Source organism: Parabacteroides sp. ASF519 (assembly GCF_000364265.2).
In the GTDB taxonomy this organism is placed as follows: domain Bacteria; phylum Bacteroidota; class Bacteroidia; order Bacteroidales; family Tannerellaceae; genus Parabacteroides; species Parabacteroides goldsteinii.
The window spans coordinates 4,627,816-4,654,309 of the sequence record NZ_AQFV02000006.1; the positions used below are offsets into that span (position 1 = coordinate 4,627,816).

27 protein-coding genes and 1 pseudogene are annotated in these 26,494 nt (G+C 41.3%); 12 read left to right on the plus strand and 16 right to left on the minus strand.

Annotation, left to right across the window (positions count from 1 at the left end):
- Positions 1-4 precede the first annotated feature (4 nt).
- Positions 5-823 carry a transporter substrate-binding domain-containing protein gene (locus C825_RS18315; protein WP_010803565.1) on the plus strand — a complete coding sequence of 273 codons (819 nt, stop codon included), beginning with the start codon at positions 5-7 and terminating at the stop codon, positions 821-823.
- Between the two features lie 10 nt (positions 824-833).
- On the opposite strand, the gene C825_RS18320 is transcribed toward C825_RS18315, so the two are convergent.
- Positions 834-1,976, minus strand: a complete 1,143-nt coding sequence (locus C825_RS18320; RefSeq protein WP_007653272.1) for a PAS domain-containing sensor histidine kinase — start codon at positions 1,974-1,976, stop codon at positions 834-836.
- Between the two features lie 183 nt (positions 1,977-2,159).
- Between C825_RS18320 and C825_RS18325 the strand changes: the two are divergent.
- Positions 2,160-3,454: pseudogene (locus C825_RS18325) on the plus strand (DEAD/DEAH box helicase).
- Positions 3,455-3,648: 194 nt separating this feature from the next.
- Here C825_RS18325 and rho read toward each other — a convergent pair.
- The 15 genes from rho to C825_RS18400 all read right to left on the minus strand — a co-directional run bounded on the left by rho (position 3,649) and on the right by C825_RS18400 (position 17,764).
- Positions 3,649-5,676, minus strand: coding sequence for a transcription termination factor Rho (rho, locus tag C825_RS18330; RefSeq protein WP_010803566.1), 2,028 nt, complete (start codon positions 5,674-5,676; stop codon positions 3,649-3,651).
- 189 nt (positions 5,677-5,865) lie between these two features.
- Positions 5,866-7,206 (minus strand): tRNA lysidine(34) synthetase TilS, encoded by a 1,341-nt coding sequence (gene tilS, locus C825_RS18335; RefSeq protein WP_010803567.1) that lies wholly within the window; start codon positions 7,204-7,206, stop codon positions 5,866-5,868.
- Between the two features lie 104 nt (positions 7,207-7,310).
- Positions 7,311-8,075, minus strand: coding sequence for a zinc ribbon domain-containing protein (locus C825_RS18340; protein WP_007653268.1), 765 nt, complete (start codon positions 8,073-8,075; stop codon positions 7,311-7,313).
- A gap of 1 nt (position 8,076) precedes the next feature.
- Positions 8,077-9,174, minus strand: a complete 1,098-nt coding sequence (locus tag C825_RS18345; RefSeq protein ID WP_010803568.1) for a Nif3-like dinuclear metal center hexameric protein — start codon at positions 9,172-9,174, stop codon at positions 8,077-8,079.
- 3 nt (positions 9,175-9,177) lie between these two features.
- Positions 9,178-10,935: an aspartate--tRNA ligase gene (aspS, locus tag C825_RS18350; RefSeq protein ID WP_010803569.1), complete on the minus strand. Its 1,758-nt coding sequence runs from the start codon at positions 10,933-10,935 to the stop codon at positions 9,178-9,180.
- 1,152 nt (positions 10,936-12,087) lie between these two features.
- Positions 12,088-12,369 carry a hypothetical protein gene (locus tag C825_RS18355; RefSeq protein ID WP_010803570.1) on the minus strand — a complete coding sequence of 94 codons (282 nt, stop codon included), beginning with the start codon at positions 12,367-12,369 and terminating at the stop codon, positions 12,088-12,090.
- A gap of 342 nt (positions 12,370-12,711) precedes the next feature.
- Positions 12,712-13,599, minus strand: coding sequence for a hypothetical protein (locus tag C825_RS18360; RefSeq protein WP_010803573.1), 888 nt, complete (start codon positions 13,597-13,599; stop codon positions 12,712-12,714).
- Positions 13,600-13,612: 13 nt separating this feature from the next.
- Positions 13,613-14,005: a hypothetical protein gene (locus C825_RS18365; RefSeq protein ID WP_010803574.1), complete on the minus strand. Its 393-nt coding sequence runs from the start codon at positions 14,003-14,005 to the stop codon at positions 13,613-13,615.
- The gene (locus C825_RS18370; protein WP_010803575.1) at positions 13,980-14,573 is read right to left on the minus strand and encodes a hypothetical protein; all 594 of its coding nucleotides are present in this window, start codon (positions 14,571-14,573) and stop codon (positions 13,980-13,982) included. Before C825_RS18370 ends, C825_RS18365 begins: the two co-directional genes overlap by 26 nt.
- Positions 14,563-14,742: a hypothetical protein gene (locus tag C825_RS18375; RefSeq protein ID WP_010803576.1), complete on the minus strand. Its 180-nt coding sequence runs from the start codon at positions 14,740-14,742 to the stop codon at positions 14,563-14,565. Before C825_RS18375 ends, C825_RS18370 begins: the two co-directional genes overlap by 11 nt.
- A gap of 325 nt (positions 14,743-15,067) precedes the next feature.
- The gene (locus tag C825_RS18380) at positions 15,068-15,742 is read right to left on the minus strand and encodes a RelA/SpoT domain-containing protein (RefSeq protein ID WP_010803577.1); all 675 of its coding nucleotides are present in this window, start codon (positions 15,740-15,742) and stop codon (positions 15,068-15,070) included.
- A 3-nt stretch (positions 15,743-15,745) separates the two neighbouring features.
- On the minus strand, positions 15,746-16,849 hold the full coding sequence (locus tag C825_RS18385) for a ParA family protein (RefSeq protein WP_044214677.1): 1,104 nt from the start codon (positions 16,847-16,849) through the stop codon (positions 15,746-15,748).
- 10 nt (positions 16,850-16,859) lie between these two features.
- Positions 16,860-17,057 carry a hypothetical protein gene (locus C825_RS18390; protein ID WP_010803579.1) on the minus strand — a complete coding sequence of 66 codons (198 nt, stop codon included), beginning with the start codon at positions 17,055-17,057 and terminating at the stop codon, positions 16,860-16,862.
- Between the two features lie 103 nt (positions 17,058-17,160).
- Complete coding sequence (locus C825_RS18395) at positions 17,161-17,412, minus strand: hypothetical protein (RefSeq protein WP_010803580.1); 252 nt, start codon at positions 17,410-17,412, stop codon at positions 17,161-17,163.
- Positions 17,413-17,416: 4 nt separating this feature from the next.
- The gene (locus C825_RS18400; protein WP_010803581.1) at positions 17,417-17,764 is read right to left on the minus strand and encodes a helix-turn-helix domain-containing protein; all 348 of its coding nucleotides are present in this window, start codon (positions 17,762-17,764) and stop codon (positions 17,417-17,419) included.
- Between the two features lie 193 nt (positions 17,765-17,957).
- Between C825_RS18400 and C825_RS18405 the strand changes: the two genes are divergently transcribed.
- The 10 genes from C825_RS18405 (at position 17,958) to C825_RS27900 (ending at position 26,492) form a co-directional block, all read left to right on the plus strand.
- The gene (locus C825_RS18405) at positions 17,958-18,218 is read left to right on the plus strand and encodes a hypothetical protein (RefSeq protein WP_010803582.1); all 261 of its coding nucleotides are present in this window, start codon (positions 17,958-17,960) and stop codon (positions 18,216-18,218) included.
- Positions 18,206-18,763 carry a helix-turn-helix domain-containing protein gene (locus C825_RS18410; protein ID WP_010803583.1) on the plus strand — a complete coding sequence of 186 codons (558 nt, stop codon included), beginning with the start codon at positions 18,206-18,208 and terminating at the stop codon, positions 18,761-18,763. The genes C825_RS18405 and C825_RS18410 overlap by 13 nt, the downstream gene beginning before the upstream one ends.
- Before the next feature lie 114 nt (positions 18,764-18,877).
- Positions 18,878-19,174 carry a hypothetical protein gene (locus C825_RS18415; RefSeq protein ID WP_010803584.1) on the plus strand — a complete coding sequence of 99 codons (297 nt, stop codon included), beginning with the start codon at positions 18,878-18,880 and terminating at the stop codon, positions 19,172-19,174.
- 220 nt (positions 19,175-19,394) lie between these two features.
- Entirely contained in the window at positions 19,395-20,396 is a 1,002-nt protein-coding gene (locus C825_RS18420; protein WP_010803586.1) for a recombinase RecT, read from the plus strand.
- 33 nt (positions 20,397-20,429) lie between these two features.
- Complete coding sequence (locus C825_RS18425; protein ID WP_010803587.1) at positions 20,430-21,647, plus strand: hypothetical protein; 1,218 nt, start codon at positions 20,430-20,432, stop codon at positions 21,645-21,647.
- Positions 21,648-21,832: 185 nt separating this feature from the next.
- The gene (locus tag C825_RS18430) at positions 21,833-22,483 is read left to right on the plus strand and encodes a PD-(D/E)XK nuclease-like domain-containing protein (RefSeq protein ID WP_010803589.1); all 651 of its coding nucleotides are present in this window, start codon (positions 21,833-21,835) and stop codon (positions 22,481-22,483) included.
- Between the two features lie 3 nt (positions 22,484-22,486).
- Positions 22,487-22,657, plus strand: coding sequence for a hypothetical protein (locus tag C825_RS18435; protein ID WP_154278257.1), 171 nt, complete (start codon positions 22,487-22,489; stop codon positions 22,655-22,657).
- A 5-nt stretch (positions 22,658-22,662) separates the two neighbouring features.
- A complete protein-coding gene (locus C825_RS18440; RefSeq protein ID WP_010803590.1) occupies positions 22,663-23,082 on the plus strand; it encodes a hypothetical protein in 420 nt (139 codons plus the stop codon).
- A gap of 6 nt (positions 23,083-23,088) precedes the next feature.
- On the plus strand, positions 23,089-23,736 hold the full coding sequence (locus C825_RS18445) for a hypothetical protein (RefSeq protein ID WP_010803591.1): 648 nt from the start codon (positions 23,089-23,091) through the stop codon (positions 23,734-23,736).
- 11 nt (positions 23,737-23,747) lie between these two features.
- The gene (locus C825_RS27900) at positions 23,748-26,492 is read left to right on the plus strand and encodes an SNF2-related protein (RefSeq protein WP_010803592.1); all 2,745 of its coding nucleotides are present in this window, start codon (positions 23,748-23,750) and stop codon (positions 26,490-26,492) included.
- Positions 26,493-26,494 lie beyond the last annotated feature (2 nt).

Genomic DNA, 26,494 nt, shown 5'->3' on the forward strand with positions numbered 1-26,494 from the left:
CCGTATGAAATCCCGGAAGTTACTGGTAGTCTATATTGTCCTCCTGGCATGCGTACTGATAGCCATGTTCCGTTTATGGCCGTACAAGCAGGAACCTGTCCCACCCAGGGATTATCCGGAAATTAAGTCAGAAGGTATTCTGCGACTGGTTACCGAATATAACCAGTCCGGCTATTATGTAGCCGGCGATACGATCGAAGGTTTCCAATACGAACTGAGCCAGGCCATCTCCGCTTTATCCGGACTGGAAGTACAGACTCAGCTGGAGATGAGCCTGGCCGAAAGTTTCAAACAATTATCCAATAACCAATGCGACGTAATCGCCCGCAATATTCCTATCACCAGCGACATCAAAGAGGACTATCTGTTCACCGATCCGATCGTCTTCAATAAACAAGTACTGGTGCAACGCACGGAAGAAGCCAATAACGGCATCAAACCGATCCGTAATCAACTCGACCTGGCACAAAAGACCTTGTATATTCCGAAAAACTCCCCCGCCTTACTGCGCCTGCAAAATCTGGCACACGAAATAGGAGATACAATCTATGTGATAGAAGATGAACTTTATTCCAGCGAACAGCTGGCTATTATGGTTGCCAAAGGCGACATCGACTATGCCGTATGCGACCAGCAAATAGCCCGCGTATCTAAAGGAAATTTACCGGAAATAGATATCGACACGGATATCAGTTTCACCCAACTCCAGTCGTGGGCAGTACGCAAAGACTCCCCTATCCTGCTCGACAGCCTGAACAGCTGGCTGTCACAAATCAAAGAAAGCGGGTTATACGATCAGATTTACAAACGCTACTATAAATAAAAGTATATCCTCATTCTTCTCGTGAAGGCAGGATAAACGAAAAAGTGGAACCTTCCCCTAGTTGCGATTCTACACGGATCGAGCCTCCCATTTTAGTAACGAGTCCTTTGCATATAGCAAGTCCCAGGCCGATACCTTCCACATAGTCATTGACTTTAACAAAGCGGTTAAAGAGGTTTTGTAGCTGCTCCTCGGCTATCCCCTGTCCGGTATCCTTCACATAGAAATTCAGCCGGCCATCTTCCAGCGCCTTATACCCCATCGTAATACTACCCTTTTTAGTATTCTTGATCGCATTATTGACCAGGTTATTCACTAATTGGAGTAAGCGGATATAATCGGTTCCAAAGGTACAGCTGTCCAATCCTTTTTCCAGAATCAACTTCACATCTTTCGGCATACGGGGCTTTACGGAAGCATAGGTCGTATCCATCATCTCGTTCAGGTCGATCGGAGCATAACTAATCTTTATCGCATCCGCCTCAATCTTCGACAAGTCCAGAATATCGTTGATAAGCTGCATAAGCAATTGATTATTCGCCTTGATGATCTCGTAATAAGACATACGCTCCTCGTCCGTATCCGCAAACGCCATCATTTCTGAAAAACCGGTTATTGCATTCAACGGCGTACGGATCTCATGACTCATGTCTGCCAGATATTTTGATTTCAACTTATCAGCCATTTCCGCCTTATCACGCTCATCTTCGAGACGTTTTTCTATTGCCCGCTTAACAGTGGCATCACGCCACAAAGCCAACAACAAAGGTTTTCCATTGCTTAAAGAAATCGGATACTTTTCTACTTCAAGATATTTCATCGCGCCGGAAGCATCCTTGAGCCAGCCGTGAAATTCGGCCACCTTTCCCGAACTGATGACCTTCTTATCTACCTCCAGTCGTTCCTCTACCGACATCAAGGCATTATAATACACTTCAGAGTCATCATGTCCCTCGATCTGGGAAGTATCGATCCCCGTTATCTCTTCCATAAATTTATTCCAGTAAAGATAATTGAAATGATCTTCCGGATCTTTTACAAATACACCCAGTGGCAAATGATCTAATATCGTATTCAGTAACTCATGAACAGTATCCGGCTCATTTAAGGTTACTTTCTTTTGAGAGCTGTTACAGCTATCATCTGTTCCCATAATATAACTCGCTATTTTTCCAATGTGGGCAAAGATATTAATTTTTTATGTTACCCCACTATATAGATATATCAATTTTCAACGCTTACAGAAATTTACAGGACAATTGTTACAAGAGCCGGTGTTACTATTGTAGAATTTGACAAATATTATTTACCTTTACGGAGAATTTAATGATAGAAGATGAGATTTGACGAATTGGATTTAGAAGAGGCCGTATTGGACGGACTCGATGCTATGAATTTTCAGGATACAACTCCTGTACAGGAATTAACGATTCCTGTTATTTTAGAAGGGAAGGATATTATTGCCTGCGCACAAACCGGTACAGGGAAAACAGCAGCCTACGTGCTGCCATTAATTAATCAATTAAGTAAAGGCAATCATCCTGACAATGCGGTCAATGCAGTTATCATGGCTCCAACCCGCGAGTTGGCCCAGCAGATAGACCAGCAGATCGAAGGTTTTACATATTTTGTTCCGGTATCGGCTGTGGCCGTATACGGTGGTACCGACGGAGTTGCCTGGGAGCAACAGAAGCGTGGTATGGAAATGGGGCCGATATTGTTATCGCCACTCCGGGACGTTTGTTGTCCCACCTGAAACTGGGAACGGTAGACCTTTCACAGGTTTCCTATTTTGTACTGGATGAAGCAGACCGTATGCTGGATATGGGATTTTACGACGACATCATGCAGGTATACAAACAACTGCCTCCTACTTGTCAGACTATCATGTTCTCGGCTACCATGCCTCCCAAAATCCGGACGTTAGCAAAAACAATCCTGAAGAATCCCGAAGAAGTCAAAATAGCCATCTCACGTCCTCCCGAAACAATTATGCAGACGGCCTATATCTGCTATGATCCTCAGAAGCTAAAGATACTCGAAGACCTGTTCCTGCAAAGCCGCCCGCAGCGTGTCATTATTTTCTCTTCCTCCAAAATGAAAGTGAAAGAACTTGCCTCCACCCTGAAACGGATGAAGTTCAATGTAGCTGCCATGCACTCCGACCTGGAGCAGTCGCAGCGCGAGGAAGTAATGAAAGAATTCAAGAACGGACATATCGATATACTGGTGGCAACCGATGTTGTTTCGCGCGGTATCGACATCAACGACATCAAACTGGTGATTAACTACGATATCCCCCACGACCCGGAAGATTACGTACACCGCATCGGCCGTACCGCCCGTGGTACCGGAGGCGAAGGATTAGCCATCACATTCATCAGCATTGAAGAGCAGGCACAATTCAAACGTATTGAAGACTTCCTGGAAAAAGAAGTTTATAAGATTCCTATCGACCCGAAGTTCGGCGAAACCCCGCTATACGAACCTGAAAAGTACGGAAACATGCGCCGCGGACGCGGACGTCCCCGGAAAGATGGTAATAACGGAGGAAGAAACCCCGGAAACAAACGTCCGGGAGGCAACCCCAAAAGCGGCAACCGCCGCGGAAGGCCCCGGAAAGAATCTTAATAATCTATCGAAATACAATACAGACAAATAGAATAGCCTCATAGAGACTTCTGAAAATAGCCCCGAGCCATGCTTGGGGTTTTTATTTATCCGCATATTCCCCTTCAGCATAAAAAACCCGGAGTCAAGAAAACTCCGGGCTAATTAAAAAATCCTATGGGACTTTCGATATATTTTCTTTGATTCCGAATGAATTATCCGTTCATGGAAGCCAGGAACTCCATATTGTCATAAGTCTGTTCCATACGTTTCTTTACAAACTCCATCGCTTCGATCGAGTTCATATCCGACAGATATTTACGAAGGATCCACATACGGTTCAATGTACTTTCATCCTGCAACAGGTCGTCGCGACGAGTACTTGAAGCAGTAATGTCGACAGCCGGATAAATACGTTTGTTGGACAGCTTGCGATCCAACTGCAATTCCATATTACCTGTACCCTTGAACTCTTCAAAGATCACATCGTCCATCTTAGAACCAGTCTCGGTCAATGCTGTTGCCAGAATCGTCAGGCTACCGCCGTTTTCGATATTACGGGCTGCACCAAAGAAACGTTTCGGCTTCTGTAATGCGTTCGCATCCACACCACCGGAAAGAACCTTACCGGAAGCCGGCTGAACTGTGTTATAAGCACGTGCCAGACGAGTAATGGAATCTAACAGGATCACTACATCGTGACCGCATTCAACCATACGTTTTGCCTTGTTCAAAACGATTTCGGCAATCTTTACGTGGCGTTCTGCCGGTTCGTCGAAAGTAGAAGCGATCACTTCCGCATCGACGCTACGAGCCATATCGGTTACTTCCTCCGGACGTTCGTCAATCAACAGGATGATCATATATACTTCCGGATGGTTTGCTGCAATCGCATTGGCGATATCTTTCAGCAACATGGTTTTACCGGTCTTAGGCTGTGCTACGATCAGACCACGCTGTCCTTTACCGATCGGCGAGAACAGGTCGACTACGCGAACGGCGATATTGTCGTATACTTTCGGAGCCTTGCGTGCTGTAAGCATGAATTTTTCATCCGGGAAAAGCGGTGTCAGATGATCGAAAGGAACGCGGTCGCGCACTTCTTCCGGCGAACGGCCGTTGATCTTGTCCACTTTTACCAGCGGGAAATATTTTTCACCTTCCTTCGGCGGACGGATAGCACCTTCCACCACGTCACCAGTCTTCAGTCCGAACAGTTTGATCTGCGACTGCGATACATAAATATCGTCCGGTGAAGTCAGATAGTTATAATCGGAAGAACGCAGAAAACCATAACCATCCTGCATCATTTCCAATACGCCTGTACCGATCAGGATACCGTCAAACTCGTATTGCTTTTCCTGCGATGCATTATTATTGTTATTGTTGCGCTGATTATTGTGGTTGTTATTCTGGTTGTTCTGTCTGTTGTTGTTATTCTGACGGGGCGTGTTCTGTTGCTGCGGTTGCGGAGCGGCCTGCGGTTCAGGCTGCTGCGGTGCAGCTTTTTCCTGTTTGGCAGGTGAAGGAGAGAACGGGAAGAGTTGGTCGAGAACCGACTTGGTGTCCGGGTGTCTGAATACAACCCTTTTAGGTTCGTTCGCTGCCGGAGCCTCTGCTGCCGGTACTTCCGAAGCCTTTTCAACGACCGGTTCTGCGGGGGACGCCGGAGCTACGGGAGCCGTTTCGACTACCGGCAACTCTTCGGGAGCGCCTTCAACTACAACCGGAGGTAATAAAGGCTTTTCTACAACCACTTCCGTTGTGACAGTCTGAGGAGTTTTCGAAACTTTCACTTCGTCCGTCTGATTAGCCGGAGCAACTGCACCAGCTACTTTTTCCTTCTTTTCAATACGTACTCTTTTCTTACGTTCGGGTTGTTCCTTTTTTTCTGCAACTACAGCTGCCTGCTTTTCTTCAACGGGTTGCGTGGCTTTAGGGGCGGCAACCTCAGCAGCTTCAGCTTTTACAGCTTTCGGTTTGCTTTCAGCCTTCGGCGCTTTTGCAGCAGCCGTTTTAGAAGGTTTCTTTGCTTTTGTCTGCTTTTCAGCCTTCTTAGCTTCTTTTTCTTTCTCCTTTTCTGCCTGTTGACCTGCGTATGAGATAGCCTGTTCATCAAGAATGCGATAAACAAGTTCTTCTTTTTTCAAAGAACTTATTTTCTTAATTCCCAACTCTTCCGCTATACTCTGCAATTCAGGAAGGAGTTTTTCATTTAGTTCTAGAATGTTATATTTCTGCATATTGAGAAGTGAGTAAATAAAACGGTACACGATAAAAGATTATACAATACGTGCATTACCGCTATCATTGTATCTTAATAGTTTTTGATAATAAAAATTTCAATGTAAAAAACCGGATTGTTTAGCTAATTTGAATCATTAGTAACACATCTGCGGAGCAAATCTTTGCAAATGTAAGAACATTTTTAATTATTCTATTATTTTTGTCGAAAAAAAATTCACAACCAGCACACTCTTAGTCGTTTTGTCGATACAAAAACGATTGTCAGAGCGCTCTCCCACAATCCAGAGGATGTTTTCACCGCTACAAAGGAGCCATGTCTGCTCTTTGTCCATGCGGCTGAATTTATGATCTGAGAAATAATCGCTCAGTTTCTTACGGCCTTTCATTCCAAAGGGAATAAACCAATCACCTTCATTCCATTTACGAAGTGTCAGGGGAAACGAGAGTTTGTCGTAATCAAAATAGGCGATACGTTTATCCTTTCGGAAACAGAAGTCAGTAGTAATAACAGATTTAAAGAAAGAAAGTTCAACCGGACCCCGCCAGACCTCTTCTACGATATCATCTGCGGTAAAAGTATATTCCTGCTCTTCTTCTTTCTTTACAGGCGAAAGCAGCAAATATTCACGGTCTTTCAGCAAGCGATAGTCGGTCGAGTAGAACATTTTGCCCGATTCTCCCGTCAGCGAACGGAACACATCGTCGGCCACCTGCCGGATAAAACCGTAAGGTTTCAGCAATTCATACAGGATCGTTGCCGGAGAAGGATACTCCATCAGGCGGGCAATCGGGATACGGAGATCTTCTTTCACCAATTCCCGGCGCGCCTTTTCCACCACATGCAGATAGATAGCCTCTGTTTCGGCCAGATGATCGGCTGTACGCGCAATAGCCGCTTTTACAGAAGGATTCAACTCTTCCAGCAAAGGAAGTACACGCAGACGGATAAAGTTACGTGTATAGGCATCCGACAAGTTCGTGCTGTCGGTTACATAAGATAGCTGCTGTTCAGCAAGCCAATCCAGTATCTCGCTACGGCTGACAGCCAGCAAAGGGCGCACCACATAACCGTTTTTAGGCCGGATCCCTCCCACCCCACGGATTCCTGTGCCACGGACCAGGTTCATCAATACGGTTTCCACACTGTCGTCGCGATGATGGGCCACGGCAATCGCTTGTGCACCCAAACGCAGCCTCATCTCTTCAAACCAGTTATAACGCAGTTCGCGGGCCGCCATCTCGATAGAAAGATGATGTTCAACTCCATAAGCCGTAGTATCAAAGTCTATTTTATAGAAAGGAACATCCAGTGTACGTGCCATCTCCCGGGCAAACTGTTCATCGCGGACAGACTCGTCGCCACGCAGATGAAAATTACAATGCAGGGCGACACAAGGATAATCGAGCTGCACAAGCAAAGCAAGCAAGGCAACCGAATCGGCTCCCCCACTCAAACCAACCAGCACAGGCCCGTCACTGGACAACAACTGTTGTTTCTCTATGTATGTACGGACAATATTCCTCATTGGTACAAAAAAATCAGGCACGGATTACGCAGATTCCACAGTCTAATCAAATAAGAACCGTGTTAATCCGTGTAATCCGTGCCTTAAAAATTATAGATGTAATTTTAATCTTCTATACCTGCCAGTTCCGGGTCGATCATGATACGTCCGCAATATTCGCAAACGATCACTTTCTTACGCAACTTGATATCCATCTGTTTCTGAGGCGGAATCTTGTTGAAGCAACCGCCGCAGGCATCACGCTGGATATAAACGACAGCCAAACCGTTGCGGGCACCTTTACGGATACGCTTGAATGCAGTCAGCAAACGGGGTTCGATTGTTGTTTCCAGTTTTTTAGCCTTTTCGCGCAGTCTTTCTTCTTCCTGCTTTGTTTCAGAAATGATTTCTTCCAGTTCACTTTTTTTCTGAACCAGGTCAGCCTTACGGCCGTCCAGTCTTTCGGTAAGCTGGGCAATCTCTTCTTTCTTATGGTTAATCGCTTCGCCGAATTCGCGGATCTTCTTTTCAGAAAATTCGATTTCAAGTCCCTGGAATTCGATTTCCTTTGACAGGTTATCAAATTCGCGGTTGTTGCGCACGTTATCCAGTTGCGATTTATATCTCTCGATCAGTCCGGTAGATTCTGTAATTCTGTGTTTCTGTTCAACAACAGCACTCTCATAATCCTGGATCTCCGACTGATAGTTCTGAAGACGGGTTTCCAATCCTGCAATCTCATCTTCCAGGTCCTGAACTTCCAGGGGAAGCTCTCCACGAAGCGTTTTGATCTTATCAATTTCAGTCATCATCGTCTGAAGTTGATAAAGCGTAGAAAGCTTTTCTTCAACTGTATACTCTTTTTCAGCTGATTGTTTATCTGTAGCCATTCTATAAATATTTTACCGGGTTTGAATTAACATTCGAAAAATGTACGGCAAAGGTAGGGAATTTTTTCGATATTATGTTATAAAAGATGTCTTTTGTACATACTTCGGATTCATAATGGCCTATTACAGCCAGCAGAATACGATCCTCTACATCATAAAAGTCATTGTATTTGGCCTCACCTGTAATGAACACGTCCGCACCGTAGGCTATCGCATCTTTTATCAGGAATGCACCACTGCCGCCACACAAGGCCACTTCACGTATCGGCTTGCCTGTAAAGGCCGAATGCTTCACGCAACCGACCTGAAAGAGGTCTTTTATCCGTTGCAGAAAAACCAACTCGTCCTCTTCTTCGGGCAACTCTCCCACTATCCCCGAACCGACCTGGTCCCAGGTATTATTCAAAGGATAGAAATCGAACACAGGTTCTTCGTACGGATGGACCGAAAGCAGGGCGCGTGTAATCGTCGATTTACGAAAAGCAGGTAATATCGTTTCGATGCGGATTTCGCGCTCCACATGCAACTCTCCCACTTCACCACAAAACGGATTTGTACCCTCTCCGGCACGGAAAGTTCCCTTACCTGCCAGATTGAAGCTGCATGAATCATAAGCACCGACAGTGCCGGCACCGGCATTGAACAAGGTAGTCCGTACCAACTCCGCATACACCTCGGGCACGAAAGTAACCAGTTTCAGCAAGGCTCCTTTCTGAGGACTCAGCACACGTACATTTTCCAGTCCGATCAGTTCCGCCAAACGGAAGTTAACACCTCCGGCAGCATTATCGAGGTTGGTATGGGCGGCATAGATCACCAGGTCATACTTGCATGCCTTTATCATACATCGCTCGATATAAGTGGAACCGGTCAACGACTTGAATGCTTTAAAGGCTAAAGGATGATGTGAAATAATCAGGTTACACCCCATTTCTATCGCCTCGTCGACCACCTCTTCGGTAACGTCCAGGCAAAAAAGCGCACCGGTGGCAAGCTGGTTCACATCACCTACCTGCACACCTGCATTGTCAAAGCTTTCCTGCAATGGCAACGGAGCGTATTGCTCCAATTCTTTCAGAACATCCTTTATCCGTATCATAATTTATTCTTTTACGTCTACTTTCAGACACAATTCATCCAGCTGCACGTCGTCGATAACAGACGGAGCATCGAGCATGACATCGCGACCGGAATTGTTTTTTGGGAAAGCGATACAGTCGCGGATTGAATCGAGACCGGCAAATAAAGACACCCAACGGTCCAGACCATAAGCCAGACCTCCATGAGGCGGCGCACCATACTTGAAAGCATTCATCAGGAAGCCGAACTGAGACTGTGCTCTTTCTTCGGTGAATCCCAACAACTGAAACATCTTATCCTGCAATTTGCTGTCATGGATACGGATAGAACCTCCACCCACTTCAACACCATTGATAACCATATCGTAAGCATTAGCACGTACGGCACCCGTATCGCTATCCAGCAACGGAATATCTTCCGGCTTCGGAGAGGTGAACGGATGGTGCATAGCATAGAAACGCTGATCTTCTTCGCTCCACTCGAACAGAGGGAAGTCAACCACCCACAGACAAGCAAACTTGTTCTTATCGCGCAATCCCAACTGGCTCGCCACTTCAAGACGCAATTCGCAAAGCTGTTTGCGGGTCTTCATCGCATTATCGCCTGAAAGGATCAGGATCAGGTCGCCCGGTTTTGCCCCGAAGGCTTCCTTCATCTGTTGCAATGTTTCCTGTGTATAGAATTTGTCTACGCTCGACTTCACGCTGCCATCGGCTTCTACGCGGGCATATACCATACCCTTCGCTCCTACCTGCGGACGTTTAACGAATTCAGTCAACGCATCCAGTTGTTTACGTGTATAAGTTGCTGCCCCTTCTGCACAGATACCGCCAACATAAGCAGCATCATCGAATACAGAGAAACCATGACCTTTCATGATATCCATCAATTCGACAAACTTCATGCCGAAACGCAGGTCGGGTTTGTCGCTACCATAATATTTCATAGCATCGTGCCAAGTCATGCGCTGGAACGGCTCTTTAATTTCGATGCCACGGATTACCTTGAACAGATGTTTTGCCATACCTTCAAAGATATTCAACACATCTTCCTGCTCAACGAAACTCATTTCGCAGTCAATCTGTGTAAATTCCGGTTGACGGTCGGCACGCAGGTCTTCGTCGCGGAAACATTTCACGATCTGGAAATAACGGTCGAAACCGGAAACCATCAGCAACTGCTTCAAGGTCTGCGGTGACTGCGGTAATGCATAGAACTGTCCCGGATTCATACGTGAAGGAACAACGAAGTCGCGTGCACCTTCGGGAGTTGAATTTACCAACACCGGAGTTTCCACTTCCAGGAATCCCTGTTTATCCAGATAGTTACGAACTTCGAAAGCCATGCGGTGGCGCAGTTCCAGATTCTTACGAACGGCATTACGACGCAAGTCCAGATAACGGTATTTCATACGCAGGTCGTCGCCGCCATCCGTTTCATCTTCGATCGTGAAAGGAGGAGTTACTGCGGCATTCAGAACATTCAGTTCCGAAACAATCAGTTCGATATCCCCTGTCGGAATATTTTTGTTCTTGCTGGAACGTTCTCTGACAGTTCCCGTTACCTGAATCACATACTCACGGCCCAGTTTGTTTGCTTTTTCACAAAGATCAGCATCTACTTCCTGATTGAATACCAGCTGGGTTATACCATAACGGTCACGAAGATCGACAAACGTCATACCGCCCATCTTACGAGTTCTCTGCACCCATCCGGCTAAAGTAACCACCAGACCTTCGTCTGCCAGGCGCAAGTTTCCACATGTTCTTGTTCTATACATCTTTTTAAAGATTTATTTGTTTTAATTCCATGAATCAAAAGTATACATACAATGTATCTGTAAAATACTATTGTACTCTACGCGCAGCCGGTCTGCAAAGATAATACTATATTCATTAACTGTAATATTTTCATTGAAATTAAAAGAAAAACAGGATAACCAAACTAAAGATACTTGTAATTACTCAACACAAAACAACTGTCATACTATCACAACACGAACCTCATCAATTGATATTCAAAGCCATGCATCGTATGATAGTTTAGATGATACGGATCAACACAACCATCATACTATCATAAACACACCTACATTTTATCACGCAGTATATTGTTTATTTTCAACAACATAACGACCCATTTACGCTGAGACCCGGGTCTGTTTACCCTTTACACCCGGGTCTCAGCACAGTTCAAACCCGGGTGTAAAAGGTACTCAAATAGGGGTCTCAGAGAAATAATCCGCTTATTCTCCGCAAAAAAAGCCATAATATCACTAAAAAAAGAAGCATATATAATGTAAAATAGCTCACCGACAATACATTCAGGCACCTTATATTTTCGATAAACAGGAAGATATGATAGTTAAATGAGGATTATGACAGTTGCCATGATAGTTATTTCAAACAACTATCATAGACATACACATTGATATTCAATCAATACAAAAGAAAAAAATGAGAGTATGACAGTTTATTTGTAAAAAACTAACCAGGAAAGAAAAGTTTGGATAATATATCATATAGATTAAAAAACAAAAAGAGAACCAACTAATTAGTTGGTTCTCTTTCTTGTCGGGGTACCAGGATTCGAACCTGGGACCCCCTGCTCCCAAAGCAAGGGGACACAGCTTGTATTTTACTAATTTCTAGCTTCTTAACGAAATCATGTACAATATCTAACAGATATTTAAAAGTTACATCGTTTTTATTCTACTTTTTGATTGTATTTTTTCCAACAAAATACAACTTCAAAAGCGGAATAACAGATTTCGTATCTGAAGTATTCAATAAATTATCAAAGATCTTGAGTTTGCATTCCGGCTGCGCAACACACTGTATAACCATTTATCTAAAAATGGTGCGCAAATATAGTTTTTTTATCTAATTCCTCAAAATATTCTTTGACTTTTTTTAAATACCTTATAATACGATCACTTTCTTCTTTTTCTGCTTAAATGCAGATCGATCATCCAGTCTGCCCAGGCGTCTGTTCCGTAATCCGGAATATTAAACCACTCCCCTTCCTGAAGAGTTGAAAACAGACTAATGATGTCGTGAACCTGATCCGGATACCGGCATAACTCTTCTTCGGATATAGTAACAGAGTAATGCTTTTTATACTCTGTTACCTTCTCGAATACCTGAGACAGCCGGATTATCTCGTGAAAGGTAGGTGATTGCCCTTTATCTATCTTTAGCGTGATGCAGGACATTTCTCCCCCTTCTTTTCAAGTTGGTATACCAAAAGAGCATTTTCTTGCTCTAAAGCATTGCACCGGCTAGCAGCATCCTTCAACTGCTTCCGGAGAGTAGCGATAATTTTGTCTTTATCTGTCATAGTTTATATTTTAGAATAGTTACTAAGAATAAAGTAGACTATTTACTTCAAGATCTTATTGAAAATTAAATTCTATTTTTGCACTAAACACTGTCTTTATGGTTAATACAATATTTGATTTTTGGATTGTTTTTACAGTCACCTGCTCAATTATTGCGGGTATTTTACTGATTATCTTAATCGGTGCCATTATCCACTGGCTACATGATAATAGTACTTATTGATTATTTTCTATATTCTCTGTTAGTTTTTTAGTCCGGCTTTCGATTAATGGAAGACAACTAAAATCAGGGAATAAATTTTTCACATCTTCAGGAGCAGCAATTGCTGGTTGAATTTCTGTACCTTTAAGAATTAGTTCTGATATGTTCAATATAGAGTTTTTGATTCTTTCTAACTGTTCGTGATCCTCTTTGTTAAAATGTTCTTGCTGAATAAGTTTAGCTTCTTGTGTTACTACTATATCTATTTGAGCTTTATTTAATCGTTTTAATTCCTCTAACATTTCATTTCTTGCAGAAGCATTTCTATAAACTTCATAAGCGCTTCTACACTCTATTGTCTTTTTTGCCACAACTGCTCCTGCCCAAGCTAAACCTGTAAAAAGTAATAATGCCGTACCAACTTTTATTACACACCAAAATGAACCATGATCAAACTGTACAATTTCAATTTTACCTCCTTCATATTCAGAGATGACAGAAGAAAAAGCAAGTCGCAATTCATTCGCCACTTTATTAAGCACGTCAAAGTTGTTTATTTTAGGAAGTTTGATATTTACAGTTTCATCATCTTGCTCAACAGGTAAAAATTCATTTATCCAATAATGAAGCAGTTTTACCAAATAACTAATCTTTACTATATAATCACCTATGTAATTAGAAGAAGGATAAGTCAAACTATCTGTATTAACTGCATTAACGATATCATCATAAAATTTGAAATCTTCTCTCCGAACAAATCCAGCCTTCGATAATTGCAGTAAAACAATCCTAAATTTTTGAACACCATATATCTTAGAATTTCCTCCTCCAATTTCAGATACTTTGAAATCCAAATTATCAAATGCGATATTAATACATTGTTTTATATCTATTAGTCTCATACTTTCAATATTATTATTTAAACAACCCCAACGCCGTAGCAATATTACCTGCGATCGCAGTTATTGTACTTACTGTTTCCAATCTTGATGGCTCAATATCTTTCGACAACTTCAAAAGCTCTAAATTCAACTTTTCAAGATTAGCTCGGAGAAGTTCTTCCTGAGCAGTGAAACCTCCATGATTAAAGAAGTCATATATTTCTGCATTTAAAGAAACACAACTATAACCCTTAGAACTTTGGTATGAAATAAGACTGAACCTTTCAAAATATTCTAATATCATATTAGCAATATCAAACCGTATACCTGTTTGTTCATACAGATCATGAAAGTCAATATCAAAGTCTATTTGTTCTTGAGCTATCAAATAGCCTAGAAGCTTATCCTTTATTGCTGGAGTTATCATTATTTTTTTTCAATTTTTCAAACAATTCTATTCTTTGCTTCTCTATTGGACTTATACGATATTCAAAATCTTTATATAAAGGATTTTTCTTCAGTTCATCAATCGCATTTTCAATTTGAGTATTTTTTTGTTCTACATTTTCATTCAATCCTTTTCCTGCTTGTATCTTCTGAATAATTGCATTAAGATTATTATAGCAATCTTCTATTGCATTATGATTATTAGAATCATATGCAGAATCTAAAGCACTAATAAAATCCCGATAAGCAGACAAAGGGCGTTCTGTGACATTGGCTAAACCTTGGATATAGTTAATAGCACAATCTATAACAATCATTTTTCTATGCATATTTTCTTCCACATTTTGCATATCATCCTTCATCTTTCTAGTTTCTATAGAATTGTAAATCTGAGCACCTACTACAAGAGTTGTAGAAGCGCCAATAAATGAAGCTATAATACCAATAAAAGTATCATTAGATATTGTGACATCTATGCGCAGAAATGTTATTATTAATGCTATAACAGAAATCAATAACGCTAATAATGAAACCCAATTATTTTTCATCTTTAGTTAATCGATTACGATTATAAAAATTAGAATACTTTTGATCATCAAGCTTTACTTCCAAATCGCCGTAACTACCTATTCCTTCTACTACTCCATGATATGGAACTCCATATATACTTTCAATATAGACTTTATCGCCTTTATCAATTTCTTTGTTATCTTTCATAATCTACAATTTATATTAGTTATCATTTTCTTTACTTACAGGTAAAGACATTACATACTTCAAAAGTTCTGTTTTCTTTTCTGACGTACAATCTGATATTATTTGGAGATATACATCGATGTCTTCCTTACTTATTGGAGATACATATAACTTTTCTGATTTTATGCCCAAAATATAACTCACAAGCCCATCTATAGGAGTTTTATCAGATGCCGTATTCTACAATTTTAAGGATTCACATAAAAGCTTTGAACTATCAAGTAAAATCTATTGTCCAGAATCAGCATTAAAACTCCCAGAGCTACTTGTCTCTCTTCAAGTATCTTCAAGTATCTTCAAAATCTTCATACGTATGAAATATAGAATCTGCTAATCTTGTTCCTGTAGACACTAATTTCGCTAAAACCCGTAATTGTTCATTACATGATTTACTTTTTGTTGGATGAGGATAATTAATGTAATGGCTAATTTCTCCCCATGCTTCCTCAAAAAGTGTTCTTACTTGTATTTCGCAACAAATAGGATTTTTATTCTGATTATTAGGTTTAACTACATAATGAACACTAGTATAATATGTTGGTTTAATTTCAGGTATAATATTCAAATCCTCATATATTTTTTGACTTTCTGGATCCCAAGAATAAGCCTTAGGAGGTTCTACAAAAGCCCAATTCCCTTGTGCTACATTTTCTTCAATAGACTGATGTATTGGAAGAAATTGATCTTGATATATATGTAAAACTCGAATACCTGCAAAATCAGTTATTTCATGAAATAAATTATCTTTTGTAATATGAATACCTTCCTTCTCTTTACGTTTTATTTTATCTTCTAAATGAGATGGATCTTTCATTCTTGTTTTTAACGAATGAATAATTGGAAATGTTGAATTATTTAACTTGGGATTCTTCTGAAAAAAAGTAAGCACACTTGCCAAAAATTGTTCGTATTCAAACTTCCTATTTAAATACGATTCTTTCAGTTCGAAAAAATTATCCATAATTTATTGATCCAATGTTCGAATTCTTTCAAGAAATGACTTAGCAAACTCTTCATACTTTTCTTTAGTTGAAGTATACATTTTTATATTGCCTCTAATTGTTCCACGATCAATCGATTCTAGATTATCCAAATCTGGAATCTCCCATATTGGATGTTTATATTTTTGAGCCATATTAGGTTGTGTATTATGGGAGTGCATCACTGCCATTCCTCCAATTGGGTTGTGTACCATATCAGAAGATAAATGTTCTCTTACATCTTCACTTATAAAGGTTTCAATAGTCTCTGGTATTTGCTGAGCATAATTGTAATGAGCTCGTGCTAAATCCCAATCTGTTTGCCCTGTATATTTTTTTGCGTTATATATTGTATAACCTAAAAAACGAACAAACTTAGGAGGAAACTTTTTTCTTTTATCATCTGATATCAATGTGTATATCGTACTAAATTCTTTTTTCCATTGCTTTAATGAATTTCCTATATTTCTAATTCCATATAATGAAAACATATCAGGTAAAGCAGGTATTAAAAATCCATCAACTGTAGATATTATCAACTTATTTAATGCACCTAAACTTGGCGAAGTATCAATTATTACAAAATCATAATGAAAGCGAACACCATATTCTTCTGCTATCGTTCTTATATTTGTAAGTGTCCTTATAGCAAGAGGATCTCCCATGTATGCGCCACTCCACCTTTCTGCTATTTTAGCTTCATACTGATGAACTGTTAATCTTCCAGGAATTAGATCTAAATTATTCTTTATATGTATAGGGCTAGGAATTTCTATAGTTTCACTAATTCCATCCTCTGTGGGTTTTAATAAAAAATGAATTGTTTTAGGTTTATGAATAAATTTTTCAAACTTTCCTGCACTATATTTCCTTTTTGTAGAGTCGAAATCATCTATAAATGGATCTTCTTCACGCCAAATTTCATGTAAATACTCTTCCTCCATTCCACAAATTGTCAAATTACATTGAGGATCTAAGTCAATCATCAATATATTATATCCCATTTCAGCCAAAATGTGTGATAAATGAAATGCGAGTGTTGATTTACCAACACCTCCTTTATTGTTAAAAAGTGATATTATTTTCATCGTATACAATTTAATCTTTATCAAAATTCCCATATATAGCTGAAAGAAAATCTTGTTCATTTTCCAAATTAGCTATTTTACGCAATTTATCATTCTCACATTGAACTGCAGCCAATTCCATCTCAAGACGTTGTACATCTCTAAGTACTTTAACATTTCTATTCTTTAAGATTGCTATAGTCTTATCCTTATCTTCTAAACTTTCCATGATATCTCTGTTTTATATTATTTATTTGTTATTTCTAAGACTCTATCACCAAAAGTCAACTTGATAACATCGGCCTTGAATAGTTTTATTTTATTCGATATCGTTAATACTGAGCAATAAATTCATCTTGTATTTTTTTTATAACCTCGGCAGATGACTGAACTACAGGTATACGTTTCCCTCCTATAATGATTATAGTATGAGGCAATTCGAGATTATCATAGTGATTAACACGACCTTTAAATTCAAACTCATTTCCATGTGCAGCGATAATATCATCAATATCCATGAAATTGATGATAATAGATTCTTTATCACCTGTGACAGGTGTTAGCTCTACGTATATTGGTCCCATATATTTACTTATTTAATATCTGCACAATACGTTCTTTTAAGTTCAATTTGATAACATCCTCGGTATTAAGTTCAACTTCTACCAGTACCTTTGCCTTTTTAGGAACAAAATCAAAATTTGACTTATCAGAATTTATCTGATCCTGTTTTAACAAATACAATTTGGCAAAGTCATAATCCAAGGCCACTGAAACATTATACAAAGTATTTGTATCAATGCTTGACCGACCTAAAAGATAGTCTACACTTTGAGGCTTAACATCCAGTCTCCTAGCAAGTTCAGCCTTTGTCACATTTTGAGTTTTCATCACATCTGTAATGATCTCACCTATATGTATATCTAAATTCTTCATATATACTAAGTTACATACTCAAATTTTGTAATCAGAGGTTTTAATATCAAAATTTATCTGTTTACAATTGGATATTTTATCATATTTTCTTTGCTGTATCAAAATTTATCTGTTTATTTGCATCTGTAATTATTAATAGTAGTTGCGAAAATATAAAGTACAGAATATATATAAATAATGTAAGGAGGTAAAAATGGAAAAATTGACCCCACAGTATCATGAAGCAGGTGCACTATCTTTTAAAGATAGATATGAGGCGCTCGATGAAGTCCCCACTCCTAAGCAGGAGTTTGTCAGACGAATTGCAAACGCAACAGAGCGCTCAGAGCAAACAGTCTACAACTGGCTTAGAGGAGTTTTCAAACCCGACAAGCTATGTAAAAAGGCTATATCTCATGAACTTGGAGCACCTGTAGAAATTCTTTTTCCGGAGGGACAGCCATGCGAGCAATAGAATTTTATACCACTCCCGAAGGAGAAGTAACGATCCGTGAACAGGGAATGCCGGAACGCCAGTTGAAGGAATCTGATACAGATTTCATTCAACGGTTCCTTGAAGTTCTCGAAGAGTTCTACCCGGATGCCTATGCAGCATTAAGGGAGATATACTCTAGGTACGAAGGCAATCGCATGTACCGGGATTTCTTAGCAGTTAGAAGGTTTGTGAAATGTAATTTCGGTTTGTACGACAACGAAATTGATGTTGATGAGAACTGGAATTTTCACTTTGAATTCGTCGGATGCCCTTTAAGAGGAGAGTGTAAATACTTCAATGTTATTTGCAATCCAAAATTCAACAGTACTCTATCTGAAAGTCAATTAAGGGTGATGAAGCTCTGTTACCGAGGAAAAAGTGATGAAGAAATTGCTGATGAGCTATTCCTTTCTACCCATACAGTAAAGAACCATCGGAAGAACGTGTTCCGGAAACTCTCTATTCACTCCATGGCTGAGTTCATGAGATATGCAAACGATAAGAAACTATTCAAAAACGAATAACTAGAATTAATAAGCAAGGCGTCCCAGGTAAAGCGTTACAGGGAGTTTACAACATAAAATCCGACTCAAAATCTCTACAACCCTAAGTATTAATCGTAAACAGCATTGCTTAAAATGGAAGAAATAAACTTACAAAAAATCGTAGCCGCCAGTATTAAAATAGGCACAATTGCGACACTGAAAGGTTTAGGCCTCCTTTCTGAAATAGTAATTGCCGCTGATGCTGAACGGGAATACTCAAAGAAACTGGTCGATGAATGGAGGGCAAAAGGCAGAATAACCGGCTACCCAACAGGAAACTCTCAACGCGGAAAGTATTACTTCAAACGCTCCGAACTGGAAACCGCAAGCGCAATGGACGCATTGGGCAACGCACTTCCGGCAAACAAAATTTTCAAAAACATATTTTGATGAAAATCGACTTATTGAAACTCGGGAATTTCCTGAGGGTGGGAACGTCTGTCCTTTTTGCAGTCTTTGCTGTGATCTGTTTTATTGGCGTTTTGAAAGGTAACTACCTGCATATTATATCAATAGCAGGATTCTTAAGTATGGCATACTGCCTTTTGAATAAATGGTAACAAAAATACAAACAAATGAAAATTATTAATCAACTAAAATCATAATCATTATGTCAAATCAAATTCAAATCAAAGTGTCTGAACTCAATCAGCTTAATCCGCTCATGATAGCGGATGATAACCGAGTAGAACAAAAGTTTATCCTTATGTACAATGCGATCTGGGGAACCGATCAAGGAACGCAGATCTACGAAAAGGAAAAGTTCAATTTTCGGAAGATATTACAGGATAAACCGGAACTACAAAGATGTTCTCCGTTGTCCTTATACGGTTGTTTCCTGGATATCGCCGTAAACGGTCTGTCTCTTGATCCCACAGGACGACCCCATTGCTATATTCTTCCCCGTAGTACGAAGACCGGCTATAAGGACAACAATGGTAACGATATCTACGAACTGCGTGCTTATCTTTCCATCACTGGCTATGGGGAACTGGTTATGCGCCAGCGTGCCGGCCAAATCAGGTATGTGGATAATCCAGTTGTCTGCTATGAAGGTGACACTTTCTCCCCTGGTTTAGTTGAAGGTGCAAAGACTGTTACCTATAAGGCTGCATGTCCTCGCAAATCCAACAAGGTAATCGGTGGTTTTATCCGTATCGTCCGGGCTGATGGAACTGTAGACTGGCATTGGATGATGGAAGGCGACATTAAACGCTTAGAAGCATATAGCCTGAAGAACAACCTACACTGGAATCCGCAAACCAAACGCAAAGAAGGGAATGCAAATGCACTCTATACATCCAATGATGGCGGTATTGATCCGGGATTTTTGGAAAGCAAACTGATTAAACACGCATTTGACGGATATCCCAAAGTTCGAACCGGAAAGTTTACAATATTCGAAACACAGGAAGATCCGCAAGATATCGACTACGGGGTGGAGGAAACAACCGCTATCCAGACCAATCAAACCGGACAGCAACCGCAAGCTCTCCAGCCCAAATCGGAAAATTCTTTGCTAGGATTCGGAGAACAACCGCAAGAGGAACCGGTTCCCGTATCAGGTATAACAGCCCAAATGTCACAAGAAGATGAAGATGCCGGATTTTAATAAACTCAATCAATCATTTAAAAATTTATCACAATGGATACACAAGCTAACAATTCTCTTATCAAAGTGGAAGAATTCAATCAGATCATGCAATCGGCTCCTGCCACCTTGCAACGCAATCAGGCTTCCGTATCAGCATGCAATCAAACCGGCCAAGCACTTCTGGACACCATTGAAGCAGAAGAAGGTATTAGCTCAGATGAACTGGATGCGACGGTCTCAGAGTATTTGGAGAAGACGAAAATAACAGTCGAAAACATGAACAAGCGTCGCAAACCATTAACACAACTTCTGGCCACAGTCAGCAAGTCATTTACATCTTTGGAATCAGCTATCGATATCAAATCGGTAACAACTATTCCCTATAAGCTCCAGCAGGCTCGCAATAAATATGCAGCTAAAAAACTGGAAGAACAGAAAAAACGTGAAGCAGAAGCTCGTAGAATCCAGTTAACTGAAAATGAGAAGGCTCAATATAAAGCGGATATCACTTTATTGCTAGACACTACTTATGCCAATTATGTAAGCAGGCATATCAAAGCCCTGAGTGGAATGTATGATCATGCAACGTTAGCATCTTACAATGACGTTTGCAGACAAATCAAAGAAGCTAATGTGACTTTCAATTGGACCGATTTCGCCAATAACGTAAAAGATACTTTCCAAACCTTTTACATGGACGCGGCCACCCGAACAGGCATAAAAAACGAATTAGCATCCATTAAAAAAGTTGAATACACAAAGCGTTATTCTTTCGAATTGGAGGATTTGAAACAGTCCCTGATCGATCGCCTTCCCTCTCTTCGAAAACAGTTGGAAGAACAGGAAGAATTACGCCGAACAAATGCGGTAGAAGCTGCTCGTCAGGAAGAGCAACGCAGGAAAGAACAACAGGAACAACTCCGTAAACAGGAAGAAGAACGCAAGCGCCGAGAGGCAGAAGCCAAAGCAAAGGCTGAAGCTGAAAAAGCGGCAGCCGAAGTACAGGCTGCATTTGATTTCTCTGCTGCCAGCATGCCTTCTACTCCGACAAAGGCAAAAGTTAAAAAGAAAATACAGATTACCAACCCGCAGGGTTTCCTTCAGGTATACCAGATGTGGTTCACTCGCGAAGGTATTAACATGTCGATGGAGGACCTAGAGAAGGTACATAAGAAGATGATCACCTACTGCGAGAAAGTTGTGAACAAAGATGGTGAAGAGATCAAATCTGCCTTTGTGAAATACATTGATGACGTAACAGCTAAATAAAATGGGAAAGAAATTTTATCTCACAAGCTGGATCAACTTCGGTAAGTACCGGAGTAATCCAGCCCGGCTGAAGTCGATCATTGAAACCTCAGAGGGTCGGAAATGGCTACGCTGGATGATTGCTAACACAGCCACATTCGAGTTCGACAAACTAGTATTAGACTACCTAGAACAACAGGAAGAAGATGCAAGACACGTATTACAGCCGGTCTGAAGTCAGCAACTCAGACCTGACAGAACTAAAAAACCTCCTCTATCCCCGTACACAATACGGGGATAAGGAAAAGGCTTTCAAATTTGGCAGTCTGGTTGATGCAATGCTGACGGAGCAGGAACGGGTACGGTATGACAAGCGGATGGTGGACGATGTATTGTATTCCGGCGAAGATTGGGAGCTGGCTCTGGCTATGATCAAATCGCTCCGGATGGAAGCACGCCGGGATCCGTTCCTGGCACAAGTACTGACAAAGGCAGAGACGCAGCGATTCATGGTAAACAAAAAACAGGTCTTTCAATATGGGAATTTCGAGTATACACTCGATACTCGCTGTAAATGGGACTGGTGGTTACCAACATTCGGTTTTGGTGGAGACTTGAAAACTACTTTCGCCCAATCTCAAAAACAGTTCGACGAAGCTGTGGACTTCTTCGATTGGGACCGTTCTCGTGCCTGGTACATGGATATCGCCGGAAGCCGGCAAGATTTCATTTACGGGATCTCTAAAAAGAACCAAAAGATATTTAAGGTCTTCATCAAGCGCGATGATCCTATCTATCTGAAAGGTAAAGAAAAATATGATGAACTGGCTTTCCGCTGGTGGATGCTAATTGAATAAGATATGAAAAAGTTTTTTAAACAGATCACCTCCTGGTTCTTCCGGATATTATCGACTAAGTGCCCGGAATGCGGAGCACCAATGGTAATAAAGAAATACCAGACAACTATTAAAGGAGAATGCTTTCCTGTCCTCCATTGTACCGGTTGCAACCATGAGTATATCTTAAAATAAACAGAATGAATCTGAATATTACACCAATTGAGAGTATTGCCAAAGAATTAGCAGCAATCGACTCTTATCTGAATATCACTATGAGCGAAGATGTACAGGAAGCTGTTCTCCGCGGAAATGATCTAGCCGTTTATATTGCCCGGAGCGGGAAGCTGCTTGCCGATGCTAAATATTACCTGAATGGGAAAAAGAAGTCCGAAGTGTTCGATACGCTCCGAGAAACAGCTAGCCGGGCAGGTGCTACATCCAAAGCCGTAAATGCGATCATTGATAGCTTATGCAAAGAAGAGCAATATCTCGTCGATTGGTGTGAGCGTTTGAACCGTACCGCGACACATCAATTAGATTGGTGTCGTACCCTTATCAGTAAAGCAAAAGCAGAAATGGCCTTAGCGCCTCAGAGTTATAACAATCCTAAATTTTAAATGAACATGGAAGAATTAGTAAAAGAACAACCTGTGTATGAGATTCAAAAAGTCAAGCTTAAAAACAACCAGATAACAGCTGACTACACAGAACGATTTGTAGAAGCAAATTACAAGAACGAAGTAACCAAATCATCCCAACAATTCGTCCATCCGGACCTATTGTATGCCATGAGCCTGTTAAAGCCCCATGCCGTCAAAATTTGCGAAATGAAGGAAGCTGGGGTCGTGAATATCGAAAACCCTTCGGATGATGACCTGAACGAGAAGCTGAAGAACATCGTTATCACGGGGTACAGCAAAGGTGGATCAGACGAATCAGCCGGTGTTTCCATCCAGGCACAAAAACTGTTGAAGAGCGGACAAGTTCTTAACCTTTCCGTCCCGTTTACAAAATTCGAAGACGAATCCGGCGAAGGATATCCGTATGGGGACGCTTTAAGACAGACGATCAACCGACTTGACTACGAAGTGGATGCTTATCTGTTCGGCGGAAAATATGGAATCAAACAAGAATCGTTCGATTTCGATGTTCCCGAAGAATCTGACATTACCGGAGAAGCTGAACCGAAGCCGAAGAAACGCGGCCGCAAGAAAAAAGCAGAAATGGAAGATGTCGCCGAAGAAATAAAAGCATTTGACGAATTTGCATAACACCTACCACTATGACAATTACACTGCAAAATACAGAAAAAGGACAATGTTATGCGGTGACGTTTGATAGATACCGCCAGCAGGTTGTAGACAAGCTGAAAAGCTCTGTTTCCATCCGCTGGTGGGACAAACAAACAGGCGCATGGATGATTCCGGCAACCAACAGATGCAAAGCGGAATTGGACCAATTTACTTATTACGTCCGCCATTTTGAACCGGTACAATGGGGTACTGCTTCTACTGTTCAAGCAGAGGAAGATGTTGCTTTTCAAATACCGGAAATGCCGGAACTGGACGGAGATCATGGACTGAAAATACAGCCTTATCCCTACCAGTTACAAGGAATCGCACGAGGGTTGCAACTGAAACGGTTTATCAATGGGGACGATATGGGACTTGGTAAACAACAACCAGTCAGTAGTTACGTGGCTACTCCAAACAGCTTTAGGAGGATTGGAGAGTTACAAATTGGGGACGAGATATTTGGTAGGGACGGAAATGTATATGCCGTAAGCGGTGTGTACCCGCAAAAAGAACGCCGCGTGTTCAAAGTCACGTTCTCAGACGGCGTATCCTGTGAATGCGGGCCGGAACATCTATGGTGTGTCCGGGATGTCAACCGTAGAAGAAAGGGAAAAGGATGGATCACCAAGACGACACAGGAGATCATGGACTCCGGCGTAACCTACAACCTGAAAGGTCTTGGTCATAACCATACAAGACGGAAATGGGAAATCCCAATGTGTGAACCTGTGAAGTATAAGGAGAGATTATACATCATCCATCCTTACATCATGGGGGTACTCTTGGGAGACGGCCATCTTTGCGGTGGCAACGGAAAACTGTCTTTCTCTACGCCTGATATGGATGCGGCTATTGCCGACAGGGTAAGAAAACTTTTACCCAACGACATGCTGTTGGTACGGGACGATTACGCCACATGCCCGCGATACAACATCACAAAAAATCCGACAGTCCACGAAAATAGGTTTTACCAAGAGATTAAACGACTCAAAGCCGACAAACCAAGTGTCAAGAAATTCATACCATACGAATATATGCACGGATCGGTGGAGCAACGCATCGACCTCTTGCACGGTTTGATGGATACGGATGGGTCAGGGAAGAAAAACAGAATCACCTACAGCACCCTTTCCTACGGCATGGCACGTGACATTGCCCTTTTGGTACGCTCACTTGGAGGACAGGCGATCATACGCAGGTACGACAGGCGAAATGAAGGCAAAAGCGTGGAGTTTCAAGTAAACGTAAGAATCAAGGTTTGTCCGTTCTATCTCGAACGGAAAGCTGCCGAGTGGGATATAAAAAAAACAAACTATTGTTCACGGTATATCTCATCCATCGAATATGTCAGGGAGGAAGATTCCGTATGTATAAGCGTGACCGCTCCGGATCATTTGTACCTGACAAACAATTATATCGTAACGCACAATACGCTGGAGAGTATCGCTACCATCAACAAAGCTGATGCCTTCCCCTGTTTGGTTATCTGTCCGAATGTTGTCAAAATCAATTGGCAAAGGGAATGGCATAAGTTTACAGACAAAAAAGCAATGGTATTGACCGATTCCGTCCGCGATAGCTGGCCTTTCTACTGGCAGACCAGCATGAACCAAGTTTTTATCGTAAACTACGAAAGCCTACGAAAATACTTTGTTCGGCGAATCACGAAAACGGAAAAATGGACGTTGAAAGATGTCGAATTTCACAATACGATCAAACTGTTCAAGTCCGTGATAATCGACGAATCGCATAAAGTCAAATCAACGGCCACCCAACAGACCAAGTTTTGCAAAGGCATTGCATCCGGAAAAGAATATATCATCTTGCTGACCGGAACACCTGTTGTCAACAAGCCAAAGGATCTGGTTGCGCAATTGGGTATCATGGACCGCATGATCGATATGGGCGGATGGAAAGGCTTCATGCTTCGGTACTGTTCCGGTCCCAACCAGGCGAGCAATCTGAAAGAGCTAAACTACAAGCTTTGGAAACACTGTTTCTTCCGCAGGGAAAAATCGAAAGTACTCACCCAGCTACCGGATAAAGTCCGTCAGATCGTTTCCTGTGAAATCACGAACCGAAAAGAATACATGGATGCCGAACGCGACTTGATTGACTACCTGAAACGCTACAAGGAAGCGGATGATGAAAAAATCCAAAAGTCACTGAAAGGGGAAGTGATGGTCCGTATTGGTATTCTGAAAGATATTACGGCACGTGGCAAACTGAAAGAGGTGATCGACTTCGTGAAGGACTTTCAGGAGAATGGCAAAAAGATCATTCTGTTTTGTAACCTGCATGAAATTGTAGACCGCTTGATGGTAGCTTTTCCTTCTGCTGTCTGCGTAACCGGAAGACAGAACATGCAAGAGAAGCAGGCTTCTGTTGATGCCTTCCAGAAGAACCCGAAGACGGACGTTATCATCTGTTCCATCAAAGCGGCTAGTGCCGGTATTACACTCACGGCTGCCAGTGACGTCGCATTCATCGAACTTCCCTGGACGTATGCCGAATGCGACCAGGCTGAAAGCCGGGCACATCGTATCGGACAGAAAGACTCGGTGAACTGCTATTACCTACTCGGCCGCCGGACGATCGATCAGAAGCTCTACCGGATCATTGAAGAAAAGAAACATATCAGTAATGCCGTATTGGGGGCTGAAGATAATATCCAGACGAACATTGTCGATATGATGGCGAATCTTTTTGAAACTAATGAAGAGGAAGAATAAAC

Bases quoted from the DNA above. Each gene is read 5' to 3' on its own strand.
- C825_RS18365 (WP_010803574.1), bottom strand. From the start codon at position 14,005: ATGATAACTCCAGCAATAAAGGATAAGCTTCTAGGCTATTTGATAGCT.
- C825_RS18430 (WP_010803589.1), top strand. From the start codon at position 21,833: ATGCAAGACACGTATTACAGCCGGTCTGAAGTCAGCAACTCAGACCTG.
- C825_RS18405 (WP_010803582.1), top strand. From the start codon at position 17,958: ATGGAAAAATTGACCCCACAGTATCATGAAGCAGGTGCACTATCTTTT.
- C825_RS18390 (WP_010803579.1), bottom strand. From the start codon at position 17,057: ATGGAAAGTTTAGAAGATAAGGATAAGACTATAGCAATCTTAAAGAAT.
- C825_RS18340 (WP_007653268.1), bottom strand. From the start codon at position 8,075: ATGGCTACAGATAAACAATCAGCTGAAAAAGAGTATACAGTTGAAGAA.
- C825_RS18320 (WP_007653272.1), bottom strand. From the start codon at position 1,976: ATGGGAACAGATGATAGCTGTAACAGCTCTCAAAAGAAAGTAACCTTA.
- C825_RS18445 (WP_010803591.1), top strand. From the start codon at position 23,089: ATGGAAGAATTAGTAAAAGAACAACCTGTGTATGAGATTCAAAAAGTC.
- C825_RS18415 (WP_010803584.1), top strand. From the start codon at position 18,878: ATGGAAGAAATAAACTTACAAAAAATCGTAGCCGCCAGTATTAAAATA.
- C825_RS18385 (WP_044214677.1), bottom strand. From the start codon at position 16,849: ATGAAAATAATATCACTTTTTAACAATAAAGGAGGTGTTGGTAAATCA.
- C825_RS18355 (WP_010803570.1), bottom strand. From the start codon at position 12,369: ATGTCCTGCATCACGCTAAAGATAGATAAAGGGCAATCACCTACCTTT.
- C825_RS18360 (WP_010803573.1), bottom strand. From the start codon at position 13,599: ATGAGACTAATAGATATAAAACAATGTATTAATATCGCATTTGATAAT.
- tilS (WP_010803567.1), bottom strand. From the start codon at position 7,206: ATGAGGAATATTGTCCGTACATACATAGAGAAACAACAGTTGTTGTCC.
- C825_RS18410 (WP_010803583.1), top strand. From the start codon at position 18,206: ATGCGAGCAATAGAATTTTATACCACTCCCGAAGGAGAAGTAACGATC.
- C825_RS18380 (WP_010803577.1), bottom strand. From the start codon at position 15,742: ATGGATAATTTTTTCGAACTGAAAGAATCGTATTTAAATAGGAAGTTT.
- C825_RS18370 (WP_010803575.1), bottom strand. From the start codon at position 14,573: ATGAAAAATAATTGGGTTTCATTATTAGCGTTATTGATTTCTGTTATA.
- C825_RS18395 (WP_010803580.1), bottom strand. From the start codon at position 17,412: ATGGGACCAATATACGTAGAGCTAACACCTGTCACAGGTGATAAAGAA.
- C825_RS18425 (WP_010803587.1), top strand. From the start codon at position 20,430: ATGGATACACAAGCTAACAATTCTCTTATCAAAGTGGAAGAATTCAAT.
- C825_RS18375 (WP_010803576.1), bottom strand. From the start codon at position 14,742: ATGAAAGATAACAAAGAAATTGATAAAGGCGATAAAGTCTATATTGAA.
- C825_RS18315 (WP_010803565.1), top strand. From the start codon at position 5: ATGAAATCCCGGAAGTTACTGGTAGTCTATATTGTCCTCCTGGCATGC.
- C825_RS27900 (WP_010803592.1), top strand. From the start codon at position 23,748: ATGACAATTACACTGCAAAATACAGAAAAAGGACAATGTTATGCGGTG.
- C825_RS18440 (WP_010803590.1), top strand. From the start codon at position 22,663: ATGAATCTGAATATTACACCAATTGAGAGTATTGCCAAAGAATTAGCA.
- C825_RS18435 (WP_154278257.1), top strand. From the start codon at position 22,487: ATGAAAAAGTTTTTTAAACAGATCACCTCCTGGTTCTTCCGGATATTA.
- aspS (WP_010803569.1), bottom strand. From the start codon at position 10,935: ATGTATAGAACAAGAACATGTGGAAACTTGCGCCTGGCAGACGAAGGT.
- rho (WP_010803566.1), bottom strand. From the start codon at position 5,676: ATGCAGAAATATAACATTCTAGAACTAAATGAAAAACTCCTTCCTGAA.
- C825_RS18400 (WP_010803581.1), bottom strand. From the start codon at position 17,764: ATGAAGAATTTAGATATACATATAGGTGAGATCATTACAGATGTGATG.
- C825_RS18420 (WP_010803586.1), top strand. From the start codon at position 19,395: ATGTCAAATCAAATTCAAATCAAAGTGTCTGAACTCAATCAGCTTAAT.
- C825_RS18345 (WP_010803568.1), bottom strand. From the start codon at position 9,174: ATGATACGGATAAAGGATGTTCTGAAAGAATTGGAGCAATACGCTCCG.